General features: G+C 74.5%; 16 protein-coding genes. 5 read left to right on the top strand and 11 right to left on the bottom strand.

Going from position 1 to position 21,227, the window contains the following annotated elements; translation table 11 throughout:
- Positions 1 to 20 precede the first annotated feature (20 nt).
- The 3 genes from ACFXAM_RS28870 to metH all read right to left on the bottom strand — a co-directional run bounded on the left by ACFXAM_RS28870 (position 21) and on the right by metH (position 6,262).
- Positions 21 to 1,622 carry an ABC transporter substrate-binding protein gene (locus tag ACFXAM_RS28870; RefSeq protein WP_380295585.1) on the bottom strand — a complete coding sequence of 534 codons (1,602 nt, stop codon included), beginning with the start codon at positions 1,620 to 1,622 and terminating at the stop codon, positions 21 to 23.
- Positions 1,623 to 1,910: 288 nt separating this feature from the next.
- Positions 1,911 to 2,612 carry an HAD family hydrolase gene (locus tag ACFXAM_RS28865; RefSeq protein ID WP_380295583.1) on the bottom strand — a complete coding sequence of 234 codons (702 nt, stop codon included), beginning with the start codon at positions 2,610 to 2,612 and terminating at the stop codon, positions 1,911 to 1,913.
- A 140-nt stretch (positions 2,613 to 2,752) separates the two neighbouring features.
- The gene (gene metH, locus ACFXAM_RS28860) at positions 2,753 to 6,262 is read right to left on the bottom strand and encodes a methionine synthase (protein WP_380295581.1); all 3,510 of its coding nucleotides are present in this window, start codon (positions 6,260 to 6,262) and stop codon (positions 2,753 to 2,755) included.
- 145 nt (positions 6,263 to 6,407) lie between these two features.
- On the opposite strand from metH, the gene ACFXAM_RS28855 reads away from it, so the two are divergent.
- Positions 6,408 to 7,508 carry a hypothetical protein gene (locus ACFXAM_RS28855; protein WP_380295579.1) on the top strand — a complete coding sequence of 367 codons (1,101 nt, stop codon included), beginning with the start codon at positions 6,408 to 6,410 and terminating at the stop codon, positions 7,506 to 7,508.
- Between the two features lie 3 nt (positions 7,509 to 7,511).
- On the opposite strand, the gene ACFXAM_RS28850 is transcribed toward ACFXAM_RS28855, so the two are convergent.
- Entirely contained in the window at positions 7,512 to 8,036 is a 525-nt protein-coding gene (locus ACFXAM_RS28850) for an SRPBCC domain-containing protein (protein ID WP_380295578.1), read from the bottom strand.
- 329 nt (positions 8,037 to 8,365) lie between these two features.
- Here ACFXAM_RS28850 and ACFXAM_RS28845 point away from each other — a divergent pair, with 329 nt between their 5' ends.
- Complete coding sequence (locus ACFXAM_RS28845) at positions 8,366 to 9,316, top strand: PAC2 family protein (RefSeq protein WP_380295576.1); 951 nt, start codon at positions 8,366 to 8,368, stop codon at positions 9,314 to 9,316.
- Between the two features lie 96 nt (positions 9,317 to 9,412).
- Here ACFXAM_RS28845 and mshC read toward each other — a convergent pair whose 3' ends face one another.
- The 6 genes from mshC to ACFXAM_RS28815 form a co-directional block, all read right to left on the bottom strand.
- On the bottom strand, positions 9,413 to 10,642 hold the full coding sequence (mshC, locus tag ACFXAM_RS28840) for a cysteine--1-D-myo-inosityl 2-amino-2-deoxy-alpha-D-glucopyranoside ligase (protein WP_380295573.1): 1,230 nt from the start codon (positions 10,640 to 10,642) through the stop codon (positions 9,413 to 9,415).
- A 242-nt stretch (positions 10,643 to 10,884) separates the two neighbouring features.
- Positions 10,885 to 11,754, bottom strand: coding sequence for a carbohydrate-binding protein (locus tag ACFXAM_RS28835; RefSeq protein WP_380295572.1), 870 nt, complete (start codon positions 11,752 to 11,754; stop codon positions 10,885 to 10,887).
- A gap of 141 nt (positions 11,755 to 11,895) precedes the next feature.
- Positions 11,896 to 12,813 carry a helix-turn-helix domain-containing protein gene (locus ACFXAM_RS28830; protein WP_380295571.1) on the bottom strand — a complete coding sequence of 306 codons (918 nt, stop codon included), beginning with the start codon at positions 12,811 to 12,813 and terminating at the stop codon, positions 11,896 to 11,898.
- Between the two features lie 124 nt (positions 12,814 to 12,937).
- Positions 12,938 to 13,714, bottom strand: coding sequence for an SCO1664 family protein (locus tag ACFXAM_RS28825; protein WP_380295587.1), 777 nt, complete (start codon positions 13,712 to 13,714; stop codon positions 12,938 to 12,940).
- A 101-nt stretch (positions 13,715 to 13,815) separates the two neighbouring features.
- Entirely contained in the window at positions 13,816 to 14,385 is a 570-nt protein-coding gene (locus ACFXAM_RS28820) for a DUF3090 domain-containing protein (protein WP_380295569.1), read from the bottom strand.
- A 170-nt stretch (positions 14,386 to 14,555) separates the two neighbouring features.
- Positions 14,556 to 15,254, bottom strand: a complete 699-nt coding sequence (locus ACFXAM_RS28815) for a histidine phosphatase family protein (protein ID WP_380295567.1) — start codon at positions 15,252 to 15,254, stop codon at positions 14,556 to 14,558.
- Positions 15,255 to 15,374: 120 nt separating this feature from the next.
- Between ACFXAM_RS28815 and ACFXAM_RS28810 the strand changes: the two genes are divergently transcribed.
- Entirely contained in the window at positions 15,375 to 16,367 is a 993-nt protein-coding gene (locus ACFXAM_RS28810; protein WP_380295566.1) for a magnesium and cobalt transport protein CorA, read from the top strand.
- A 53-nt stretch (positions 16,368 to 16,420) separates the two neighbouring features.
- On the opposite strand, the gene ACFXAM_RS28805 is transcribed toward ACFXAM_RS28810, so the two are convergent.
- Positions 16,421 to 17,479, bottom strand: a complete 1,059-nt coding sequence (locus tag ACFXAM_RS28805; RefSeq protein WP_380295564.1) for an LLM class F420-dependent oxidoreductase — start codon at positions 17,477 to 17,479, stop codon at positions 16,421 to 16,423.
- A 287-nt stretch (positions 17,480 to 17,766) separates the two neighbouring features.
- On the opposite strand from ACFXAM_RS28805, the gene ACFXAM_RS28800 reads away from it, so the two are divergent.
- Both ACFXAM_RS28800 and ACFXAM_RS28795 read left to right on the top strand, forming a co-directional pair.
- On the top strand, positions 17,767 to 18,747 hold the full coding sequence (locus ACFXAM_RS28800; protein ID WP_380295562.1) for an aldo/keto reductase: 981 nt from the start codon (positions 17,767 to 17,769) through the stop codon (positions 18,745 to 18,747).
- 150 nt (positions 18,748 to 18,897) lie between these two features.
- Positions 18,898 to 21,084, top strand: coding sequence for an ATP-binding domain-containing protein (locus ACFXAM_RS28795; protein WP_380295560.1), 2,187 nt, complete (start codon positions 18,898 to 18,900; stop codon positions 21,082 to 21,084).
- Positions 21,085 to 21,227: the final 143 nt, after the last annotated feature.

Here is a 21,227-nt window from a genome sequence, read left to right as displayed (position 1 = left end):
GGCCTCCGGCGTGTGCCGCGTCACTTGCCGGAGCGGCCGATCTCCCAGAAGCGGAAGAAGCCGGTGGTGTCGACGGTGGACTCCACGCCGGTGATGTTGGAGCGCGAGGTGAAGAACGCCTTGTTCTGGAACAGCGGGATGAGCGGGGCGTTGGTGGCGACGATGCCCTGGATCTGGGCGTAGGCGCCGGTCGCGGCGGCCCGGTCGGTCTGCTTGAGGGTGTCCGGCACCAGCTTCTGGCTGATCTGCGGGTCGTCCCAGCCGTGGTGGTAGGCACCGCCCTCGACGATCAGCGGGGCGACGTAGTTGTCCGGGTCCGGGTAGTCCGCGAACCAGCCGATCGTGTACAGCTGGTACTTGCCCTCGTTCCAGCCCTTCTTGTAGGTCTCCCAGTCCGGCTCCTGCTGGACGGTGATCTGGAACAGCCCGCCGGCCTCCAGCTGCTTCTTCAGCGCCTCGGGCTCGGCGGCCTCGGCGCGCGAGCGCGACCAGGTGAGGGTGAGCTTGACCGGGGTCTGCACCTTGGCGGCGGCGAGGATCGCCTTGGCCTTGGCGACGTCCTGGTCGCCGTAGCGGTCGAAGAAGGCCGTGCTGTGGCCGGTGACGCCGGCCGGGACCATCGAGTACAGCGGCTGGACGGTGCGCGCGAAGACGTCGCGGGCCAGCGCCTTGCGGTCGATCAGCTGGGCGGCGGCCTGGCGGACGGCGAGGTTGCCGCCGGTGGCGTCCTTGGTGTTGAAGACCAGGTAGCGGGTGTCGTTGCTGTCGCCCTCGACGACGTGCAGGTCGGTCTTGCCGCCCTGCTGGTCGGAGAGGATCTGGGCCGCGGTGTTCGGCTCCAGGCTGTTGTCGGCGAGGTCGACCTCGCCGTTGTCCAGCGCGGACTTGAGGTCGGCCGGCTTGTCGAAGTAGCGCAGGGTGAACTTCTTGTTCCGCAGCTTGGCGTCGCCGGTGTACTTGTCGTTCGGCAGGAGCACGACCTTCGCCGGGCCGCCCTTGGCCATCGCCTCGACCGAGTCGATCTTGTACGGGCCGGACCCGATCTGCTTGTCGTTGGGCAGCGCCTTGTCGACCGGGTAGACCTCCTGGTCGACGATGGCGCCGGCCGGGCCGGCCAGCTTGGCCGGGAGGGTGGCGTCGGGCTGGTTGAGGTGGAAGACCACCTCGGTGTCGCTGGGCGCCTCGACGGACTTGATCGACGAGAGCAGGGCGGCCGGGCCGCCCGGGTCGTTGATCTTCAGGGTCCGCTGGACCGAGTGGACGACGTCGGCGGCGGTGAGCGCGTGGCCGTTGGAGAACTTCAGCCCGGTCTTCAGCGTGCAGTGGTACTGGGTGGCGTCACCGGCGGTGAACTCGCAGGACTGCGCGGCGTCCGGGCTGGGCGCGCTGGAGGCGGCCGGGTAGCTCAGCAGCGACTGGAAGGTGTTGCGCATCAGCAGCCAGGAGCCGGCGTCGTAGGCGACGGCCGGGTCCAGGGCGGTGGTCAGCGCGGTGGTGCCCATGGTGATGGACTTGTCGCCGTCCCCCTTGACGGCGTTGGTGACCGAGCCGCAGCCGGCCACCGAGGCGGCGACGATTCCGGCGCAGCCGAGCACGGCCAGTCGTTCAGCTGAAGTCTTCACGGGTCGCGTCCTTCTGGGTGCGGTCCGGCTGCGACCGCGGGCACGACGGGGGTGCCCGTCAGCGGCGGTGCCTGGGCTCGGGGGTGGAACGAACCCGAGTAGCGTGCCATATCGAACACGCACCCCCGGCACCCGCGCAGGTGACGGTTGGGACACGGCCGCGGGGCTCTGGTCAGGCCTGTCCGACGAGTTGTCAGGCAATGCCCGTTTTCTCCCGTGCCGCTCCCCCGGCCCGGCCGCGTCCGTCCGCTTACCGGTGGGTCCTGCCGCTCCGCAATGAGACGACAATCACACCCGCGAGGTCACCAGGGAGCGCAGCAGCTCCAGATCGACCTGCTCCAGCGAGGAGACCACCAGACGCCCCGGCGCCGGCTCGATCGGCGCCACCGAGGGCACCGCGATCACCGGGCAGCCGGCCGCCTCGGCCGCCCGCACCCCGGTCGGCGCGTCCTCGACCACCACGCAGCGGGCCGGGTCGGCACCCAGCCGGCGGGCCGCCTCCAGGTACGGGTCCGGGTGCGGCTTGGTGCGCGGCACCTCGTCCCCGGCGACCGAGAACGCGAAGTGCTCGGCACCCAGCGAACGCAGCACGATGTCGATGATGTGCCGATGCGAGGCGGACACCAGCGCGGCCGGCACGCCGTGCGCGGCCAGCGTGTTGAGCAGCCGCTCGGCGCCCGGCATCAGCGGCACCCCGCCGCCCAGCAGGTCGACGAAGCGCTGGTTGATCAGCACGGTCAGGTCGGCCGGCGACAGGTCCACCCCGGTGCTGCTCAGCAGGTGGTCGATCACCCGGGTCATCGGGCCGCCGACCACGTGGGCGCGGTCCTCGGCGCTCAGCTGGTGGCCCAGGTCGGCGAAGAGCGAGAACTCGGCCTGCCACCAGAAGTCCTCGGTGTCGACCAGCGTCCCGTCCATGTCCAGCAGCACCGCCTGGAGGCCCCGGTCGTCGCCGCCGAGGGTCTGGGTGGCGGTGGAGATGGTGGTCATGGCGGGATCCTTCCGTCCGTGCCCGGATCGGCCCCGGGGATGGCACGGGCCGGCCCGCAGGTGAGCGGACCGGCCCGTTCAGGGTCATCAAGAATACGCCCGGACCGCCCGGATCGGGCGAACGATGCGCAACACGGGCGTTACCGGGCGTTGAAGTACTTCGCCTCGGGGTGGTGGATCACGATCGCGTCGGTGGACTGCTCCGGGTGCAGCTGGAACTCCTCGGAGAGCACCACGCCGATCCGCTCGGGCTTCAGCAGCTCGGCGATCTTGGCGCGGTCCTCCAGCTCCGGGCAGGCCCCGTAGCCCAGCGAGAACCGGGCGCCGCGGTACTTGAGCGCGAACATGTCCCGGACGTCCTGCGGGTCCTCGTCGCCGAAGCCCAGCTCGTAGCGGACCCGGGCGTGCCAGAACTCGGCCAGCGCCTCGGCCAGCTGGACGGACAGGCCGTGCAGCTCCAGGTAGTCGCGGTAGGAGTTGTTCGCGAACAGCTCGTTGGCCGCCTCGGAGATCCGGTTGCCCATGGTGACCACCTGCAGCCCGAGGACGTCGCGCACCCCGGCCTCCTCCGGGCGGAAGAAGTCCGCCAGGCACAGCCGGCGCCCGCGCCGCTGGCGCGGGAAGGTGAAGCGGGTCCGCTCGGTGCCGTCCTCGTGGAAGACGATCAGGTCGTCGCCCTTGGAGTTGGCCGGGTAGTAGCCGTAGACCACGGCCGCCTCCAGCCAGCCCTCGGTCTGCAGCCGGTCCAGCCACATCCGCAGCCGCGGACGGCCCTCGGTCTCCACCAGCTCCTCGTAGGACGGCCCCTCGCCGCTGCGCGCCGCCTTGAGGCCCCACTGGCCCTTGAACAGCGCGTCCTCGTCCAGCCAGGAGGCGTAGTCCGCGAACGGCACGCCCTTGACGATCCGGTCGCCCCAGAAGGGCGGCTCGGGCACCCGGTTGTCCACCGCCACGTCGGAGCGGATCTGGCCGAGGTTGACCTCCTCCGGCTCCTCGACCTCCACCCGGGCGTGGCGGCGCTGCTTGAGCTCCGGCAGGACGGCGCCGGGCACGCCGCGCTTGACCGCGATCAGCGCGTCCATCAGCCGCAGGCCCTCGAAGGCGTCCCGGGCGTAGCGGACCTCGCCCTCGTAGATCTCGTGCAGGTCCTGCTCGACGTAGGCGCGGGTCAGCGCCGCGCCGCCGAGGATCACCGGGAACTGGGCCGCCAGCCTGCGCTGGTTCAGCTCCTCCAGGTTCTCCTTCATGATCACGGTGGACTTGACCAGCAGGCCGGACATCCCGATGACGTCCGCCCTGTGCTCCTGCGCGGCGTCCAGGATCGCCGAGACCGGCTGCTTGATGCCCAGGTTGACCACGTTGTAGCCGTTGTTGGACAGGATGATGTCGACCAGGTTCTTGCCGATGTCGTGGACGTCGCCCTTCACGGTGGCCAGCACGATGGTGCCCTTGCCCTCCGCGTCGGACTTCTCCATGTACGGCTCCAGGTGCGCCACCGCGGTCTTCATCACCTCGGCGGACTGCAGCACGAACGGCAGCTGCATCTGGCCGGAGCCGAACAGCTCGCCGACCACCTTCATGCCGGACAGCAGGGTCTCGTTGATGATCTCCAGCGCCGGGCGGGCCGTCAGCGCCTCGTCCAGGTCGGCCTCCAGGCCGTTGCGCTCGCCGTCGATGATCCGGCGCTGGAGGCGCTCCTCCAGCGGCAGCGCGGCCAGCTCCTCCGCCTTGGACGCCTTGACCGAGGCCGAGGAGACACCCTCGAACAGCTCCAGCAGGCGCTGCAGCGGGTCGTAGCCCTCGCGGCGGCGGTCGTAGACCAGGTCGAGCGCGGCCTCGCGCTGCTCCTCCGGGATCCGCGAGATCGGCAGGATCTTGGAGGCGTGCACGATCGCCGAGTCCAGGCCGGCCTCCACGCACTCGTGCAGGAAGACCGAGTTGAGGACGACCCGGGCGGCCGGGTTGAGGCCGAAGGAGATGTTGGACAGGCCCAGCGTGGTCTGCACCGCCGGGCGGCGGCGCTTCAGCTCGCGGATCGCCTCGATGGTCTCGATGCCGTCCCGGCGGGACTCCTCCTGGCCGGTGGCCAGGGTGAAGGTCAGGCAGTCGACCAGGATCGAGCCCTCGTCGATGCCGTAGTCCGCGGTGAGCTCGGCGATCAGCCGCTCGGCGATCTCCACCTTCTTGCCGGCGGTGCGGGCCTGGCCCTCCTCGTCGATGGTGAGCGCGATCAGGCCGGCGCCGTGCTCGCGGGCCAGCGAGGCGATCCGGCCGAAGCGCGACTCCGGGGCGTTGCCGTCCTCGTAGTTGACCGAGTTGAGCACCGCGCGGCCGCCCAGCGCCTCCAGGCCCGCCCGCAGCACCGGGGGCTCGGTGGAGTCCAGCACGATCGGCAGCGTCGAGGCGGTGGCCAGCCGGCCGGCGATCTCCTTCATGTCGGCGACGCCGTCGCGCCCGACGTAGTCCACGCACAGGTCCAGCAGGTGGGAGCCGTCGCGGATCTGGTCGCGGGCGATCTCCACGCAGGCCTGCCAGTCGCCGGCCAGCATCGACTCGCGGAACTTCTTGGAGCCGTTGGCGTTGGTGCGCTCGCCGATCGCCAGGTACGAGGTGTCCTGGCGGAACGGCACCGACTGGTACAGCGAGGCGGCGGACGGCTCCGGGCGCGGGTCGCGCGCGGCGACCGGACGGCCCTGCACCCGCTCCACCACCTGGCGCAGGTGCTCGGGCGTGGTGCCGCAGCAGCCGCCGACCAGCGACAGCCCGTACTCGCGGGTGAAGACGTCGTGCGCGTCGGCCAGCTCGGCCGGGCTCAGCGGGTAGTGCGCGCCGTCCTTGCCCAGCACCGGCAGACCGGCGTTCGGCATGCAGGACAGGCCGATCCGGGCGTTCTTCGCCAGGTAGCGCAGGTGCTCGCTCATCTCGGCCGGGCCGGTGGCGCAGTTCAGGCCGATGTAGTCGACGCCCAGCGGCTCCAGGGCGGTCAGCGCGGCGCCGATCTCCGAGCCGAGCAGCATGGTGCCGGTGGTCTCCACGGTCACCTGGACCAGCACCGGCAGGTCCACGCCCGCCTCGGCCAGCGCCTGCTTCGAGCCGAGGATCGCGGCCTTGGTCTGCAGCAGGTCCTGGCTGGTCTCCACCAGCAGCGCGTCCGCGCCGCCGGCGATCAGGCCGGCCGCGTTCTGCCGGAAGCCCTCGCGCAGCGTCTCGTACGGCGCGTGGCCGAGCGTCGGCAGCTTGGTGCCGGGGCCGATCGAGCCGAGCACCCAGCGCAGCCGGCCGTCCTCGGCGCCGTGCGCGTCGGCGGCCTCGCGGGCCAGCCGGGCGCCGGCCTCGGAGAGCTCGAAGACCCGCTCGGCGATGTCGTACTCGCCGAGCGCGGAGTGGTTGGCGCCGAAGGTGTTGGTCTCCACGCAGTCCACGCCCACCGCGAAGTAGGCGTCGTGCACCGAGCGGACGATGTCGGGCCGGGTGAGGTTGAGGACCTCGTTGCAGCCCTCCAGGTTCTGGAAGTCCTCCAACGTGGGGTCCTGCGCCTGGAGCATCGTTCCCATCGCCCCGTCGGCGACCACCACACGGGTGGCGAGTGCCTCGCGCAGCGCGTTCGCGCGGCTCTGCTGGGTGACGGACGGGGTGGCTGCGGTGGCCATGGGGCTTCTCCCTGGGTGCGACGGCTGTCGGCTTTGCGGACCCGCTGAATCGGGAACGCACGTGGCCAGGGTATCCGGCCTCCGCCCGGGGGTGACCACCCGTTCCGTATCCTGAGCGTTCGGCCGGCAGGGGGGAACCAACGGTATGACCGCATGGCGGACGGTGATTCGAGACGGGGCGCGCGGGGCGCTGCGCCGCACCGGGGCCCGGGCGGCGGCGCTGCGGACCCGCTGGCGCCGCTGGTCGCGGTGGCGGAAGGCGCTGGTGGTGGCGGGTGCGCTGCTCGCCGTGGTGGCCGCGCCGGTCGGCTCCGCGGCACTCGCGCTGCGGCTGCAGTACGTCGGCGACCCCTCCCCCGAGGCCCGCACCCGGGGCCGTGACGCGGTGTGGCTGGGACACGCCTGGGTCGACGGCCGGAAGGGTGACGCCGACATCGCCGGACTCGCCCGGCGGCTGGCCGGCACCGGGATCCGCGACCTGTACGTGCACACCGGTCCGCTGGAGCACGACGGCTCGCTGCCGCCCGCCGTGCACCCCCGGGCGCGCTGGTTCACCGACGCCGCGCACCGGGCGCTGCCCGGGATCCGGGTGCAGGGCTGGCTGGGCGACGAGGTGAAGCCGGAGAAGGACGCGCTCGACCTGGAGGACGCCGCCACCCGCGCCCGGGTCACCGCCTCCGCCGTCCAGGTGCTGGACCAGGGCTTCGACGGCGTGCACTTCGACATGGAGCCGATCCGGCCCGGCTCGAAGGGCTGGCTCGACCTGCTGGAGCGGGTCCGTCCGGTCACCGCCGGGCGCGGCGCCGTGCTGTCGGTGGCCGCCCCGCAGATCGACCCGCTGCCGTACCAGCACGACGTGGGCATCGCGCTCACCGGCCACGGCAAGTGGTGGGACCAGGCGTACTTCGCCGCCACCGCGCGCCGGGTCGACCAGATCGCGGTGATGACCTACGACTCCAGCATGCCGACCGAGGGGCTCTACGGCGGCTACAACGCCTACCAGACCGAACTCGCCCTGGAGGCCACCCCGGAGGACGTCGACCTGCTGATGGGCCTGCCGTTCTACTGGGAGGACGAGTGGGGCCACTGGGGGAGCGCCGAGACGGTGACCGCCGGGATCCGCGGCATCCGGCTGGGCCTCGGGCGGTACGACCTGCACCGGCGCAACTTCGGCGTCGGCCTGTACGTGGACTTCGCCGCCACCGAGCAGAACTGGGCCGACTACCGGCGCGACTGGGTGCGGTAGCGGCTATCCGGCCATCCGGTCGGCGAGCGCGGCCAGGAAGCGGTGGACGGCGGCGCCCTCGCCCGTCACGTAGTGCGAGACGCCCCGGTACAGCGGCTGGTACACCTCGCCGCGTTCGGTGACGGTGAGGGTGCAGCCGCTTCCGGCCGCGGTCAGCGCGAACGTCCAGGTGCCGCCGTACGGCAGGCCGGGGTCGGCGATGCCGGTCACCAGACGGTGCGGGGCCTCGCTCTCCACCACCTCGTGGACGGTGTGCCCGTGCCGGCCGTCCTCCCGCCAGCGCGGGCGGCCGGCGGCGGTCGCGGGCAGCCGCTCGACGTGCGCCACGTCCGGGCGCCAGGCCGGGAAGAGGTCGACGTCCGTCAGCACGTCCCAGACCTCGCGGGGCGGCCGCGCCAGCTCCAGGCCGCCCCCGCTGACGTGCTCCACGGGCAGCCGCCGCCCCGCGGCCCACAGCGCCGCCACCGCGCCGGCCGCGCCCGCCACCAGCGCCGCCGCCCCGGCCGCCGTCCACCGCCGTCCGCTCATCCGCCGGCTCCTCGCAGCCGTGCCGCCCGGCGCGGTTCCGTCACCCGCCGCCGGGCCCCGCCTCCCATCATCGCGCCGTCCGCGGGCCACGGCGCGGGCAGCCGGCGGGCGGCCCGGGATAACCGGTGGATCGTGGCCGCCGGCTCGCACAGACTGTCCCGGTGGCCCGGCGGAACGGCGCTTCAAAGCCCGTAGGCTGGGCAGGTAGGGAACCATGGAGCGAGGCGTTCCATGGGTGACGAGAGGTTCGACCGTCGGCATCGGCCCGCCGGCGCCCGGGCAGTCCCGGCCGGGCGGGGCGGAAGCGGCCGACCGGAGGGAGACACTGGGTGATCGAGCTGGAAGATGTTCCCGAGTTGATCGACCCGGTGATGGTCTGCGCCTTCGAGGGGTGGAACGACGCGGGCGACGCCGCTTCTGCGGCTCTGGCGCATCTGGACGAGACCTGGGGCGGCAAGGTGTTCGCCGCGCTCGACGCGGAGGACTACTACGACTTCCAGGTCAACCGGCCGACCGTCTGGCTGGACGGCGGGGTGCGCCGGATCACCTGGCCGACCACCAGGCTCTCGGTGGTCCGGGTCAGCGAGCCCAAGACCCGGGACGTCGTCCTGGTGCGCGGCATCGAGCCGAGCATGCGGTGGCGCTCGTTCTGCAACGAACTGCTCGGCTTCGCGCACGAGCTGGGCGTCGAGCTGGTGGTGATCCTGGGCGCGCTGCTCGGCGACACCCCGCACAGCCGCCCGGTGCCGGTCAGCGGCGTCACCTCGGACCCCGAGCTGGCCCGCCGGCTCGAACTGGAGGAGAGCCGCTACGAGGGGCCGACCGGGATCGTCGGGGTGCTGCAGGAGGCCTGCACGCACGCCGGGGTGCCGGCGGTGACGCTGTGGGCGGCGGTGCCGCACTACGTCGCGCAGCCGCCGAACCCGAAGGCCACCCTGGCGCTGGTCAACAAGCTGGAGGACCTGCTGGACCTGCGGATCCCGCCGGGCGAGCTCGGCGAGGACGCCCGGGCCTGGCAGCTGGGCGTGGACCAGCTGGCCGCCGAGGACAGCGAGGTCGCCGAGTACGTCCAGCAGCTGGAGGAGGCGCAGGACACCGCCGAGCTGCCGGAGGCCTCGGGCGACGCGATCGCCCGCGAGTTCGAGCGCTACCTGCGGCGCCGGGAGAACGTGGGGCCGACCGGCGAGAAGCCGGTCGCCGGGCACGCCACCGCGGAGCGGCCCGCCGATCCGGAGCCGCCGTCCGCCCGGGAGAGCCAGGACGGCGCCGAGGAGGAGTGAGCCGCCCCGGCCCACCGCGGACGCACGACGAAGGGGCGCCCGGGACCGCACTGGTCCCGGGCGCCCCTTGCGGTGTCCCCTACGGGGCCGCGTCCGTCACAGGGCCACGCCGAGCAGCGCGTCCACGGTGCGGGTGACCAGGCCGGGGGCGCCGGTGTCGTCACCGCCGCCGGCCTGCTGGGCGGCCGCCCAGCGGTCCACCGCGGCCAGCGCGGCGGGCGCGTCGAGGTCCTCGGCGAGCGCCGCGCGGACCTCGGCGAGCAGCTGCCCGGCGGCCGGCCCGTCCGGCCGGGAGACGGCCGCACGCCAGCGGGCGAGCCGCTCGACGGCCTCGTCGAGGGTGGCCTTGGTCCACTCCCAGTCCTCGCGGTAGTGGTGCGAGAGCAGGGCGAGGCGGATCGCGGCCGGGTCGACGCCCTCGCGGCGCAGCGCCGAGACGAAGACCAGGTTGCCGCGGGACTTGGACATCTTGTGGCCGTCCAGGCCGACCATGCCGGCGTGCACGTACGCCCTGGCGTACGGGTGGCCGCCGGTGGCGACCTGGGCGTGCGAGGCGCCCATCTCGTGGTGCGGGAAAGAGAGGTCGCTGCCGCCGCCCTGGATGTCGAAGGACATGCCGAGGTACTGCAGCGCGATGGCGACGCACTCGATGTGCCAGCCGGGGCGGCCGTGGCCGAGCTCGGTGTCCCAGGCGGGCTCGCCGGGGCGGGCGGCCAGCCAGAGCAGGGCGTCCAGCGGGTGGCGCTTGCCGGGGCGGTCCGGGTCCCCGCCGCGCTCGGCGAAGACCGGGCGCATGGCCTCGCGGGTGAGGCCGGAGACCTCGCCGAACCGCGGGTCGGACTCGACCGAGAAGTAGACGTCGCCGTCCAGCTCGTAGGCGGCCCCGCTCGCCAGCAGCTTCTGGACCAGCGGGACGATCCACGGGATGGACTCGACGGCGCCGATGTAGTGGGCCGGCGGGAGCAGCCGCAGGGCGGTCATGTCCTCGCGGAAGAGCGCGGTCTCGCGCTCGGCGAGGGCCACCCAGTCCTGGCCGGTCTCGACCGCGCGTTGCAGCAGGGGGTCGTCGACGTCGGTGACGTTCTGCACGTAGAGGACGTCGTGGCCGGCGTCCTTCCACACCCGCTGCACCAGGTCGAAGGCGTTGTAGGTGGCGGCGTGGCCCATGTGGGTCGCGTCGTAGGGCGTGATGCCGCAGACGTAGATCCGGGCGGTGCCGTCCTGCGGCACGACCTCCCGGATGCCTCCCGTCGCGGTGTCGTGGATACGGAGGGGGAGCCCCTGACCAGGCAGGGCGGGAACCTCGGAGGCGGGCCAGGCATGCATGGCATTGACTTTAACCGCGAGAACATTTGAAAGCCTAACCAGTCGCCAAGATCGACTGGATTCGCTTCCCCGTGCGGCCCGGGCCGTCCCGGAACGACGGTGCCCGGCGCCGTCGGGCGCCGGGCAACGGCCCGGATCCGCCCCGCGCACGGCCTCGCGGGGCGGATCGGGCGGACGGGCCGCCCGGTCGGCCCTGCCGCCGACCGGGCGTCCGTGACCCTCCGGTCACACGGCCGGAGCCGCTACAACCGCTGCCAGAGGGCCGGCACGTTCGGCGGCTCCCACCCGACGAAGGCGGTGTGCGCCTGGAGGCACACGTAGGAGACGCCGGCATAGGTGACGCGGTCGCCCGGCTTGTAGGCGGTGCCCGCGGCCCAGGTTCCGCCGCCGCCGGTCTGGGTCGGCGTCGGCGTGGTGGGCGTGGTGGTCGGGGTGCCCGACGGGGTCGGGGTCTGCGCCACGTTGAGCACGAAGTCGTACGTGCCCTCCTTGGCGGACCCGACCTGGCGGACGTTCATCAGCAGCCGGGCGTCGTAGATGGTGTCCGTGCTGTTGCGCGGCTCGCCCGGGAAGTACAGCTGGGTGGTGATCACCGGCCGGCCCGGCGCCTGGAGCTTGACGTGGATGTGCCGGGTGCGGCCCGGGTAGAGGCCGGGCACGATCGTGGTGAGGCTGAAGGCGCCCTGGGCGTTGGTGAACTGGTGCCCGCGGAAGGTGAAGCCGGCGTTGTCGTAGTTGCCGTTCACGTCGGCCTGCCAGAAGTCCATCAGGACGTTGTTGATCGGCTGGCAGGCCCGGCCGAAGACGTAGCCGCTGACGGTGAGCCGGGTGCCCGGCGTGCTGTCGGTGATGAGCGAGGTGCGCAGCGGGGAGTTGGGCTTGAAGTAGGGGCCCTCGGTCTGCTCGATGGTGGGGGCGTCGCCGTCGTGGCACTCGGGGGTGAGGTCCAGCAGTTCGCCGCTGCCGACCCGGTCGCGGGCCAGGGCGACGCCTCCGCCGACCAGCAGCGGAGCGGTGCCGAGCACGGCGGCGGCCCTGAGGACGGTCTTGCGGCTGATCCGGCGGTCGATCGGACCGTCCGTCCCGGTGAGAGGCTCTTCGGACGCGGGCATGCGCCGACTCCTTCGGTGTGAGTGTGGGGGATCTGGTGGTTCCGTCCGGGGACGGCCCTTGCCATGGTGGGGGCATGACAAGGACCGGGCCGGCGGGCCGCCCGCTCGCGCCGGGCGGTCCGCCGGTGGCCAGCAGTCAAACTACGGGGCGCCCGGAGCCGCCGCGATGGACGTGATCCGGGGATCGTGGTGATTTCCTCCGACCTTCGCCCGGAATTCGCCCGGCGTCATCCCGGTCTCCCGGCGGAAGAACCGGCAGAAGTACGCCGGATCACCGAATCCGGCCTCCCTGGACACCTGCCGCACCGTCAGTTCCGTGCAGGCCAGGAGCCGTTTGGCCTCCAGCGTCTGCTGCTGGCGGATCAGCCGGCCCGGGGTGCGGCCGGTCGCCTGCTTGACCATCGCCTGCAGGTGCCCCGAGGAGACGCCCAGCTCGTGCGCACAGGACGCGACCGAGCGCTGCACCCCGCCCGGGGTGGCGATCAGCCGGGTGAAGGCGGCCGCGAGGTCCCCGGTGCGGCCGGGCAGCGCGCCCGGGCCGCCGGGCGTACAGGCCCGCAGGGCGCGCACCACGAGGATGTGCAGGCTGGCCCGCAGCACGCCCGGGTAGCCCGCCGGGCGGGCCCGGTACTCGGCCTCCATGTCGGCGAGCAGCCCGGCGATCGGGGCGGCCTGGTCGCCCAGGCGCACCGCCGGGCGGGAGGCCAGGGTGCGCAGCGCGGCGAGGTCCTGCGGGTGGGAAAGCAGGAAGTCCTCGTTGAACAGCACGACCTGCCCGGTGAGGTCGTCCGCGTCCGCCCAGTAGTGCACCTGGCCGGGGGTGATCACGCACAACTGCGGGGGCTGCACCGGCCGCTGGACCAGGTCCAGGACGTGGGCGCCGCGCCCGCCGGTGACGAAGACGATCTCGTAGAAGGCGTGCCGGTGGGGAAAGCCGGCCCGGGACAGCGGGCCGATGGCGTCGAAACTGCCGATCGCGAACGGGAGCAGATGCGGCAGCGGGACCTGGAGGCGGTGCAGCGGCAGGTCCAGGTGGGGGGTGGTCCGTCGCTCGTCCATCGTCGCAGTGTGGGGCCCCGACGGGGCACCGGTCCAGACCATTACCGGCTGAGCGGGCCGATGGACCGTCGGATCCGGGGGGCGGCCCGCCTTCGAACCCTCGGTCCGGCGGGCCGCCCGGCCGTCAGATCGGCGGCCAGGGGATGGACGGCCAGTCCTCGGAGGGCAGCGGATGGGTGCCGGTGGCGAGCAGCGCGGCCACCCGGGCCCGGGCGGCGTCCAGTTCGGCGGCGGTCAGGTGCGGGGCCAGCCGCTCCCCCAGCGCGCCGTCCAGCTGCCCGGCCAGCCCGGCCAGCACCTCGGCCGCCTCGGCGGGCAGCGGCTGCCCGGCCCAGCCCCAGAGCAGGGTGCGCAGCTTGCCCTCGGTGTTGAAGGTGACGCCGTGGTCGATGCCGTAGAGCCGGCCGTCGGCGGCCGGGATCAGGTGGCCGCCCTTGCGGTCGGCGTTGTTGAGCACGGCGTCCAGCACCGCGAGCCGGCGCAGCCGCACGTCGTCGGGGTGGACCAGCAGCGCGGTGCGGCCGTCGCCGACCTCGGCCCGGACGATCGGCAGCCAGCCGTCCTCGGGGCCGCCCGGGTCCTGGAGCGCGAGCAGCGGGGCGGCGTGCGGGTCGGGCTCGACCCACAGCTGCACCATGCCGGGGCCGTGCGGGCCCTCGCGCAGCACGGTGGGCGGGACCAGGCCCCAGCCGGTGGCGGCGGACACCTCGTAGGCGGCGACCTCGCGGCCGGCCAGGGTGCCGTCCGGGAAGTCCCAGAGCGGGCGCTCCCCGGCGACCGGCTTGTAGACGGCCTGGGCCGCGCGGCCGTCGGCGGCGGTGACGGTGCAGTAGAGGGCCGCGTTGGAGGCGTCGGTGAGCCGGCCGTGCACGGTCAGCGCGCCCTCGCGCAGCAGCCGCAGCGCGCCGGGCGCGTCGGCCGCGAGGGCGGCGGCCTCGGCGGGGTCGGACCGCGGCGGCTCCGGCGGTTCCGGCAGGTCCGCGGGCCGCGCGGCCTGCGGGTTCAGCGCCGGTACCCGTTCGCGCGCGGGCACAGGTGGCCCTCCGGGTCGAGCGGCAGGTTGCAGAACGGGCAGGGCTTGCGGCCGGCCGCGACGAGGTCCAGCGCCCGCTTGGCGAACACCCGGGCCATCGCACCGGACAGGCGCACCCGCAGCATGTCGGGGCCGTTCTCGTCGTCCTCGAAGACGGCGGCGCCCTCGTCCTCGCCCTCCTCGTCCTCGACCAGCGCCTGGGCCTCGACGACCAGGCAGCCGTCCACGCTGTCCCAGGCGAGGGCCATCGTGCCGACCCGGAACTCCTGCTCCAGCGGCAGGTCCAGCGGCGCGGTGTCGAGCAGGTCCTGCGGGGCGGCGGCCGGGATGGTGGCCTCGCCGCCGCTGCGGCGCAGCGCCTCGTCGAGGACCTCCTCGATCCGCTCGGCGAGCGCGGCGACCTGGGTCTTCTCCAGCAGCACGCTGGTGATCCGCCCACGGGCGCTGGCCTGTAGGTAGAACGCCCGGGCGCCGGGCTGGCCGACGGTGCCGGCCACGAACCGTTCGGGCTGGTCGTAGAAGAAGACCTGACGGGTCACGCTCTCGCTCCGGGTCGTATCGATCGTCGTGGGCGTCCGCGGACGCCGCTGGGGTCGGTCGGGGGTCGGGGCTGGGTGGTCCGGGGCGCCCGGGCCGGCGGCGCGGGCACCCACTGGTCACCCTACGACCTCCGGGGCCGCACCGGGGAGCCGAGGCCCGGGCGGACGGTTCAGGCCGTCCCGGTGGAGCCGCCGACGACCGCGTCCCCGCTCCGGGCGCCCGGGGCGGCGGGCCGCGGGGCGAGCGCGGCGAGGTCGCCGGTGTCGCCCATCCGCAGGACGAAGGGCCGGCGCGCGGTGTAGCGGATCGCGGTGACCGAGCACGGGTCGACGTTGATCCGCTGGAAGTGGTCGAGGTGCAGGCCGAGCGCGTCGGCCACCACCGCCTTGATCACGTCGCCGTGGGAGCAGGCGAGCCAGACCGCGTCCTCGCCGTGCTCGGCGGCGACCTTCTCGTTCCACTCGCGGACCGCGTTCACGGTGCGGTGGCTCAGCTCGCGCAGCGACTCGCCGCCGGGGAAGGCGGCGGCCGCGGCGTGGTCCTGGACGGTGCGCCACAGCGGTTCCTCGGCCAGCTCGGCCAGCGGCCGGCCGGTCCACTCGCCGTAGTGGCACTCGCCGAGCCGCTCGTCCAGCGCGGGGCCCGAGAGGCCGGGGCGCGCGGCGAGCAGCGGCTCCAGGGTCTGCCGGCAGCGCTCCAGCGGGCTGCTGACCACCTGGGCCAGCGGGACCGGGTCGAGCCGGCCGGCGAGCGCGGCGGCCTGCGCGCGGCCGGTGTCGTCGAGCTCCACCCCGGGCGTCCAACCGGCCAGGATTCCGGCGGTGTTCGCGGTGGAGCGGCCGTGGCGGACGAGCAGCAGGGTGGGCATGGGGCCTACCCTACGGCCTTCCCCGCCGGGGCGGGCCGGCGCCCGGGGCCCGGCCGGGAGCCGGACCGGGGGGCGTGCCCCCGTCGCGGCGGATGTTTCGCACCGGCGCGAGAGGTGACAATGGCCCGCATGATCGTCCATTGCGCCATCTACCGCGACGGCCGACCGGTCGCGACGCCCGCGGACCCCGCCGGCAGCCTCGCCGCCGCGCGGAAGGCGGGCCCGGGCGGCTTCGTCTGGATAGGCCTGTTCGAGCCCACCGCCGAGGAACTCGACCGGGTCGGAGCCGAGTTCGGCCTGCACCCGCTGGCCGTCGAGGACGCGGTCGCCGCCCACCAGCGCCCCAAGGTGGAGGCGTACCAGGACTCGCTGTTCGTGGCGCTCAAGACGCTCGGCTACCACCCCGGCGGCCACGCGGTGACCAGCGGCGAGGTGATGCTCTTCGTCGGCGACGACTTCGTGATGACCGTCCGGCACGGCACCGACAGCCCGCTGGGCACGCTGCGCTCGGAGCTGGAGCAGCAGCCGGAGGTGCTGAAGTTCGGGCCGAGCGCGGTCCTGCACTCGGTCTGCGACAGGGTGGTGGACGGCTACGTGGACGTCGCCGTCGGCATCCAGGCCGACCTCGACGAGCTGGAGGCGGACGTCTTCGCCCCCGGCCGGGTGGGCCGCGACATCGCCGGCCGGATCTACGGCTACAAGCGGCAGCTGGTGACCGTCCGCCGGGCCACCGGGCCGCTGGCCGACCCGATGCTGCGGCTGGAGCGCGGCGGCGTGCCGTACGTCCGGGCCGAGGCGCTGCCCTACCTGCGGGACGTCTCCGACCACCTGGCCCGCACCAACGACCAGGTGGAGGCGATGGACCGGCTGCTGTCGGACATCCTGTCGGCCAACCTGGCGCAGGTCAGCGTGCAGCAGAACAACGACATGCGGAAGATCTCGGCCTGGGCGGCGCTGGCCGCCGTGCCGACGATGATCGCCGGCGTGTACGGGATGAACTTCGAGCACATGCCCGAGCTGCACCAGCCCTGGGGCTATCCGGCGGCGGTCTCGCTGATGGTGGTGGTCTGCGTGGTGCTGCACCGGGTGTTCAAGCGGCACGACTGGCTCTGACCCGCCCCGCCCCGCGTGGTGCTGCGGGGCGGGGCGGGGCGGCGGCCGCCGGGTCAGGCGAGGCCGGCGCGCTCCAGGGCCTCGACGCCGGTGCGCAGCGCCGTGATCCGCTCGTCGAGGGTGAAGCCGGCCGGGGCCAGGGTGAGGGTGGTGACGCCCGCGTCGGCGTAGGCCTGCATCCGGTCGGCGATCCGGGCGGTGTCGCCGATCAGCGAGGTGGCGTCGATCAGCTCGCGCGGCACGGCGGCGGCCGCACCCGCGTGGTCCCTGGCCAGGTAGCGCTCCTGGACCTCGTCGGCGGCCTGCTCGTGGCCCATCCGGCGGGCGAGCTGGTTGTAGAAGTTCTTCTCCTTGCTGCCCATGCCGCCGATGTAGAGCGCGGTGTAGGCGCGCTGCGAGTCGATCCCGGCCTCGATGTCCTCGCCGACGGCGATGGCGACGGTCGGGCAGACGTCGAAGCCCTCGAACTCCTTGCCCGGCTCGGCCCCGGCCCTGGCACGGCCGGCCTTCAGCGGGTCCAGCGAGAGGGCGGCGTGCGCGGGGTCGAAGAAGATGCCGAGCCAGCCGTCGGCGATCTCGCCGGTCTGCTCCAGGTTCTTCGGGCCGATCGCGGCGATGTACAGCGGGATGCGCTCGCGCACCGGGTGCACGGTGAGCTTGATCGGCTTGCCGGGGCCGCCGGGCAGCGGCAGCGTCCAGTGGGCGCCCTCGTGGACCAGCCGCTCGCGGGACATCGCCTTGCGGATGATCTCCACGTACTCGCGGGTGCGGGCCAGCGGCTTGTCGAACTTCACGCCGTACCAGCCCTCGGAGACCTGCGGGCCGGAGACGCCGAGGCCCAGCCGGAAGCGGCCGCCGGAGAGGGTGTCCAGGGTGGCGGCGGTCATCGCGGTCATCGCCGGGGTGCGGGCCGGGATCTGGAAGATGGCCGAGCCGACGTCGATCCGCTCGGTCCTGGCGGCGACGAAGGAGAGCACGGTGGCCGCGTCCGAGCCGTAGGCCTCGGCCGCCCAGCAGACCGCGTAGCCGAGCCGGTCCGCCTCCTGGGCGACGGCGATGTTGTCGGCGTCCATGCCGAGTCCCCAGTAGCCGAGGTTGATGCCGAGTCGCATGGGCACTGCCTTCCAGTCGGGTTGCTCGGGAGCGCGAGGACGCGTCCGCGCGACATGCTACTGGCCAGTAGTAGTGGCGCGGGTCACATTCCGGCCCCCGGCCGGCGCGCTCCCGTCCGGTGCGGCCGACGATGATCGTCCTGCGGGTCTGCACACCTGCCCGTTCACCGGCCGCTACGCTCAGCCGACGTGGGGCGCCGCGTCCCACCTGCGGGTTTGCCCCCCACGCGCACGCCGCCCCGCAGCGTTGTGCCACCGCACCTTCGGCCAGTGAGAGGGCCCGTCCGATGGAAAAGCGTCACCTCGGCCGCACCGGGCTGCAGGTCTCCCGGCTCGGCCTCGGCACCATGACCTGGGGCCGCGACACCGACGAGCAGGAGGCCGCCGAACAGCTCAAGGAGTTCGTCGACGCCGGCGGCAACCTCGTCGACACCGCCGACGTCTACGCCGACGGCGACGCCGAGTACCTGCTCTCCCGGCTCACCGACACCCTCGTCCCCCGCTCCGAGCTGGTCATCGCCACCAAGGCGGGCAGCGTCCCGGCCTCCGGGCGCCGCTTCGACGGCTCGCGCGGCCATCTGCTCGCCGCGCTCGACGCCTCGCTGCGCCGGCTGGGCACCGACCACGTCGACTTCTGGCAGGTGCACGCCTTCGACCCGGCCACCCCGGTCGAGGAGACCCTGAGCGCCCTGGACATCGCCGTCTCCTCCGGCCGGGCCCGCTACGTGGGGGTCTGCGACTTCAGCGGCTGGCAGCTCGCCAAGGCCGCCACCTGGCAGCACGCCCACCACGGCCGGGTCCCGCTGGCCGGGGCGCAGCTGGAGTACTCGCTGCTCCAGCGCGGCATCGAGCGCGAGGCACTGCCCGCCGCCCTGGACACGGGGGTCGGTCTGCTGGCCGGCTCCCCGCTCGGGCGCGGCGTGCTCACCGGCAAGTACCGGCACGGCCTGCCGCAGGACTCGCGCGGCGCCTCGCCCTACCTGTCCGGATTCGTCCAGCCCTACCTCGGGGAGCGCGCCCGGCGGATCGTGGACGCCGTCGCGACCGCCGCCGACGGGCTCGCCAGCAGCCCGCTGGCGGTCGCGCTCGCCTGGGTCCGGGACCGCCCCGGGGTGACGAGCGCGCTGGTCGGGGCCCGGACCGTCGGGCAGCTGCAGGCGGCGCTGTCGGTGGAGGCGCTTACGCTTCCGGAGGAGATCCGCGGTGCGCTCGACGACATCTCGGCGCCGGTCCACCGCTACCCCGACCAGGGGTGGAGCGAGCTGTGACGCCCGTCCACCCCCGCGACCCGAGCCTGCCCGAACCGACCGCCGGACCGGCCGCCATCCGCGGCCCCGGACCGGCCCGACCCGGCCGACCGCCCGCACCACGGGCGGGCGGCGCCCAGCATGTGGAGTTGAGCTTTTGTGGAGCGGACGATGACTGACGCGCAGAACGGCGCTCCGGAGGAGACCCCGGTGGGCGCGGGCGTCGTTCCCGGGCAGGGGTCGCCCGAGCCGGAGGCGGCGACGCCGGAGGCGGCGGGCGCGCCGGCGGGCAGCGGACCCGCGGGTGCCGAACCGGCCGACCCGGCGGACCGGGCCGCGGCCGTCGCGGCGCTGGCGGAGCGGGTGCGGTCGGTCGGCCGGTCCGCCGGGGACGCCGACGCCCCGACGTCCGGGGCCCTGGACGCGGGCGCGCCCGCCGGTCCGGCGACCGACGAGCAGCGCGCGCAGGCGCTCGCGGACACCGCCGCGGTGCTGGCCGAGGGCGGCGCCCCGGCCCCGCTGGCCGCCGTCGCCGTGGCGGTGTTCGGCGACGGCGCGGCCGGGCAGCTCCGCGAGGACCCGTGGGCCGTGCTCGCCCTGCCCGGCGTCCGCCCGGAGCACGCCGACGGCTTCGCCCGCGGCCTGCTCGGCCCGGCCGCCGGCCCCGGCGACAAGCGGCGCGCCCAGGCCCTGGTGGGCTGGCTGCTGGAGCAGGCCACCCTGCGCGGGCACTCGGCCCTGGAGGTCGCCGAGGTGGCCGCCGGGCTGGAGCGCCTCGGCGTGCCGGACGCGGCCGCCGCCATCCAGGCCGCCGTCCTCGACGGCCGGGCGATGCCGTTCCAGGAGGAGCTCACCGGCGCCGAGGCGCACGCGGCGGGCGGGGGCGACGAGGACGAGCCGCCGACCCGCACCCTGCTCGCCCTGGAGCGGCTGGCGCTGGCCGAGGAGAGCCTGGCCGACGGCCTGGTCCGGCTGATGTCCACCTTCGTGCCGGGCGAGGACCCGGCGGAGGACTCCGCGGACGACTCCGCCGGGGACTCCGCCGAGGACTCCGCGGACGCTTCCGCCGGGGACTCCGTGGAGGACGACGCCGCCGACGCCGGGACCGGTGACGCCCCGGAGACCGCGGAGCCCACCGAGGAGGCGCCCGCCGCCCCCGGGCCGGCCGCCTGGGAGGCCTCGGCGGCCGCCGCCCCGTCCTCCTCCGCGGCCGCCCTGATCCGGGCCGCCGCCGAGAGCGCGCTCGTCCTGCACACCGGCGGCGAGGCCGCCCGCGCCGAACCGGCCGCCCTGCTGGCCGCCGCGACCGGCCTCGGTCTGCGGGCCTGGGCCGCCACCTGGACCGACCAGGGCCGGGACGCCTTTTCCGCGCTCGCCCCGCTCGCCGACGCCGCCGCCCCGGCGCCCGTCGCCACCCTGGCCGAGCTGCTCGCCGGCGCGGCCGGCCCCGGCCGGTCCGCCGACGGCACGCTCGCGCTGGACGTGCTGATCGTGCTGGACGCCCCGCTGCTGGACGTCGAGCTGGCCGCCACCCTGCTGGAGTCGCTGGCCGACGGCACCCGCCTGGTGCTCAGCGGCGACCCGGGCCAGCTCTGGTCGGCCGGCCCCGGCCGCTTCTTCGCCGACCTGCTCGCCGCCAGGGCCTGCCCGGCCGTCGCCTCCCGCACCCCCGACTTCGGCCCGATCGGCGAGCTGGTCTCCGGCGTCGGCATCGGCGAGCTCCAGCCGGTCGAGGCGCCCGACAAGGAGGTGGTCATCCTGACCGCCAAGGACGGCGCCGAGGCCGTCCACCGCGCCGTCCAGCTGCTCACCGACTCCATCCCGCGCGCCCTCGGCATCCCCTCCGAGCAGGTCGTGCTGCTCACCCCCGGGCACGGCGGCGGGGCCGGCACCCGGGCGCTGAACGCCGCCGCCAAGGCCCGGCTCAACCCGGGCCCGGGCCGCTTCGGCGGTTTCGACCCCGGCGACCGGGTCGCCGACTCCCCCGCGCCCGGCCACACCCGGCTGGCCCGGGTGCTCGACGGCGACGCCGCCGGCCTGCACCTGGAGTACCCGGACGGCTCGCGCCGCACCGTCCCGCCCGCCGAGGCCGGAAAGCTGCGGCACGGCTGGGCGCTGACCGTCCACCAGGCGGTCGGCCGCCGCTGGCCGGGCGCGGTGGTGGTGCTCCCGGACGACGCGGGCGCCGCGCTCACCCGGCAGTGGGTGTACACGGCGTTCGGCCGCGGCGAGCGTCACCTCTCGGTGGTCCACGCCGCCGGCCCGGCGCTCCCGCAGGCCGTCGCCGAGCGCCCGGCCGCGCCCCGCACCACCCGGCTGCGGGCGATCCTCGCGGAGAACGCGCCCGAGCCCTTCTGACCCCGGCCCGGGTGCCGGAACGGCCGGAGGGCCCCCACGGACGCGTGGGGGGCCCCCGGGCGGCCCGGGGCCCGACGGGGGGGCACCGCCCCCCCCCGCGTGCCCTGCGGGGTCACTCCCGAAAAAAGCGGCCCGAGCGGCGT

The organism is Kitasatospora sp. NPDC059462 (assembly GCF_042749955.1).
GTDB lineage: Bacteria > Actinomycetota > Actinomycetes > Streptomycetales > Streptomycetaceae > Kitasatospora.
Note: the sequence above shows the minus strand (reverse complement) of the source record. Positions and strands in the feature narration are given on the sequence as shown.

Coding starts and splice junctions, on each gene's coding strand:
- ACFXAM_RS28805 (WP_380295564.1), bottom strand. CDS start 17,479: ATGCGACTCGGCATCAACCTCGGCTACTGGGGACTCGGCATGGACGCC.
- mshC (WP_380295573.1), bottom strand. CDS start 10,642: ATGCATGCCTGGCCCGCCTCCGAGGTTCCCGCCCTGCCTGGTCAGGGG.
- ACFXAM_RS28795 (WP_380295560.1), top strand. CDS start 18,898: ATGACTGACGCGCAGAACGGCGCTCCGGAGGAGACCCCGGTGGGCGCG.
- metH (WP_380295581.1), bottom strand. CDS start 6,262: ATGGCCACCGCAGCCACCCCGTCCGTCACCCAGCAGAGCCGCGCGAAC.
- ACFXAM_RS28830 (WP_380295571.1), bottom strand. CDS start 12,813: ATGGACGAGCGACGGACCACCCCCCACCTGGACCTGCCGCTGCACCGC.
- ACFXAM_RS28835 (WP_380295572.1), bottom strand. CDS start 11,754: ATGCCCGCGTCCGAAGAGCCTCTCACCGGGACGGACGGTCCGATCGAC.
- ACFXAM_RS28865 (WP_380295583.1), bottom strand. CDS start 2,612: ATGACCACCATCTCCACCGCCACCCAGACCCTCGGCGGCGACGACCGG.
- ACFXAM_RS28855 (WP_380295579.1), top strand. CDS start 6,408: ATGACCGCATGGCGGACGGTGATTCGAGACGGGGCGCGCGGGGCGCTG.
- ACFXAM_RS28815 (WP_380295567.1), bottom strand. CDS start 15,254: ATGCCCACCCTGCTGCTCGTCCGCCACGGCCGCTCCACCGCGAACACC.
- ACFXAM_RS28850 (WP_380295578.1), bottom strand. CDS start 8,036: ATGAGCGGACGGCGGTGGACGGCGGCCGGGGCGGCGGCGCTGGTGGCG.
- ACFXAM_RS28810 (WP_380295566.1), top strand. CDS start 15,375: ATGGCCCGCATGATCGTCCATTGCGCCATCTACCGCGACGGCCGACCG.
- ACFXAM_RS28800 (WP_380295562.1), top strand. CDS start 17,767: ATGGAAAAGCGTCACCTCGGCCGCACCGGGCTGCAGGTCTCCCGGCTC.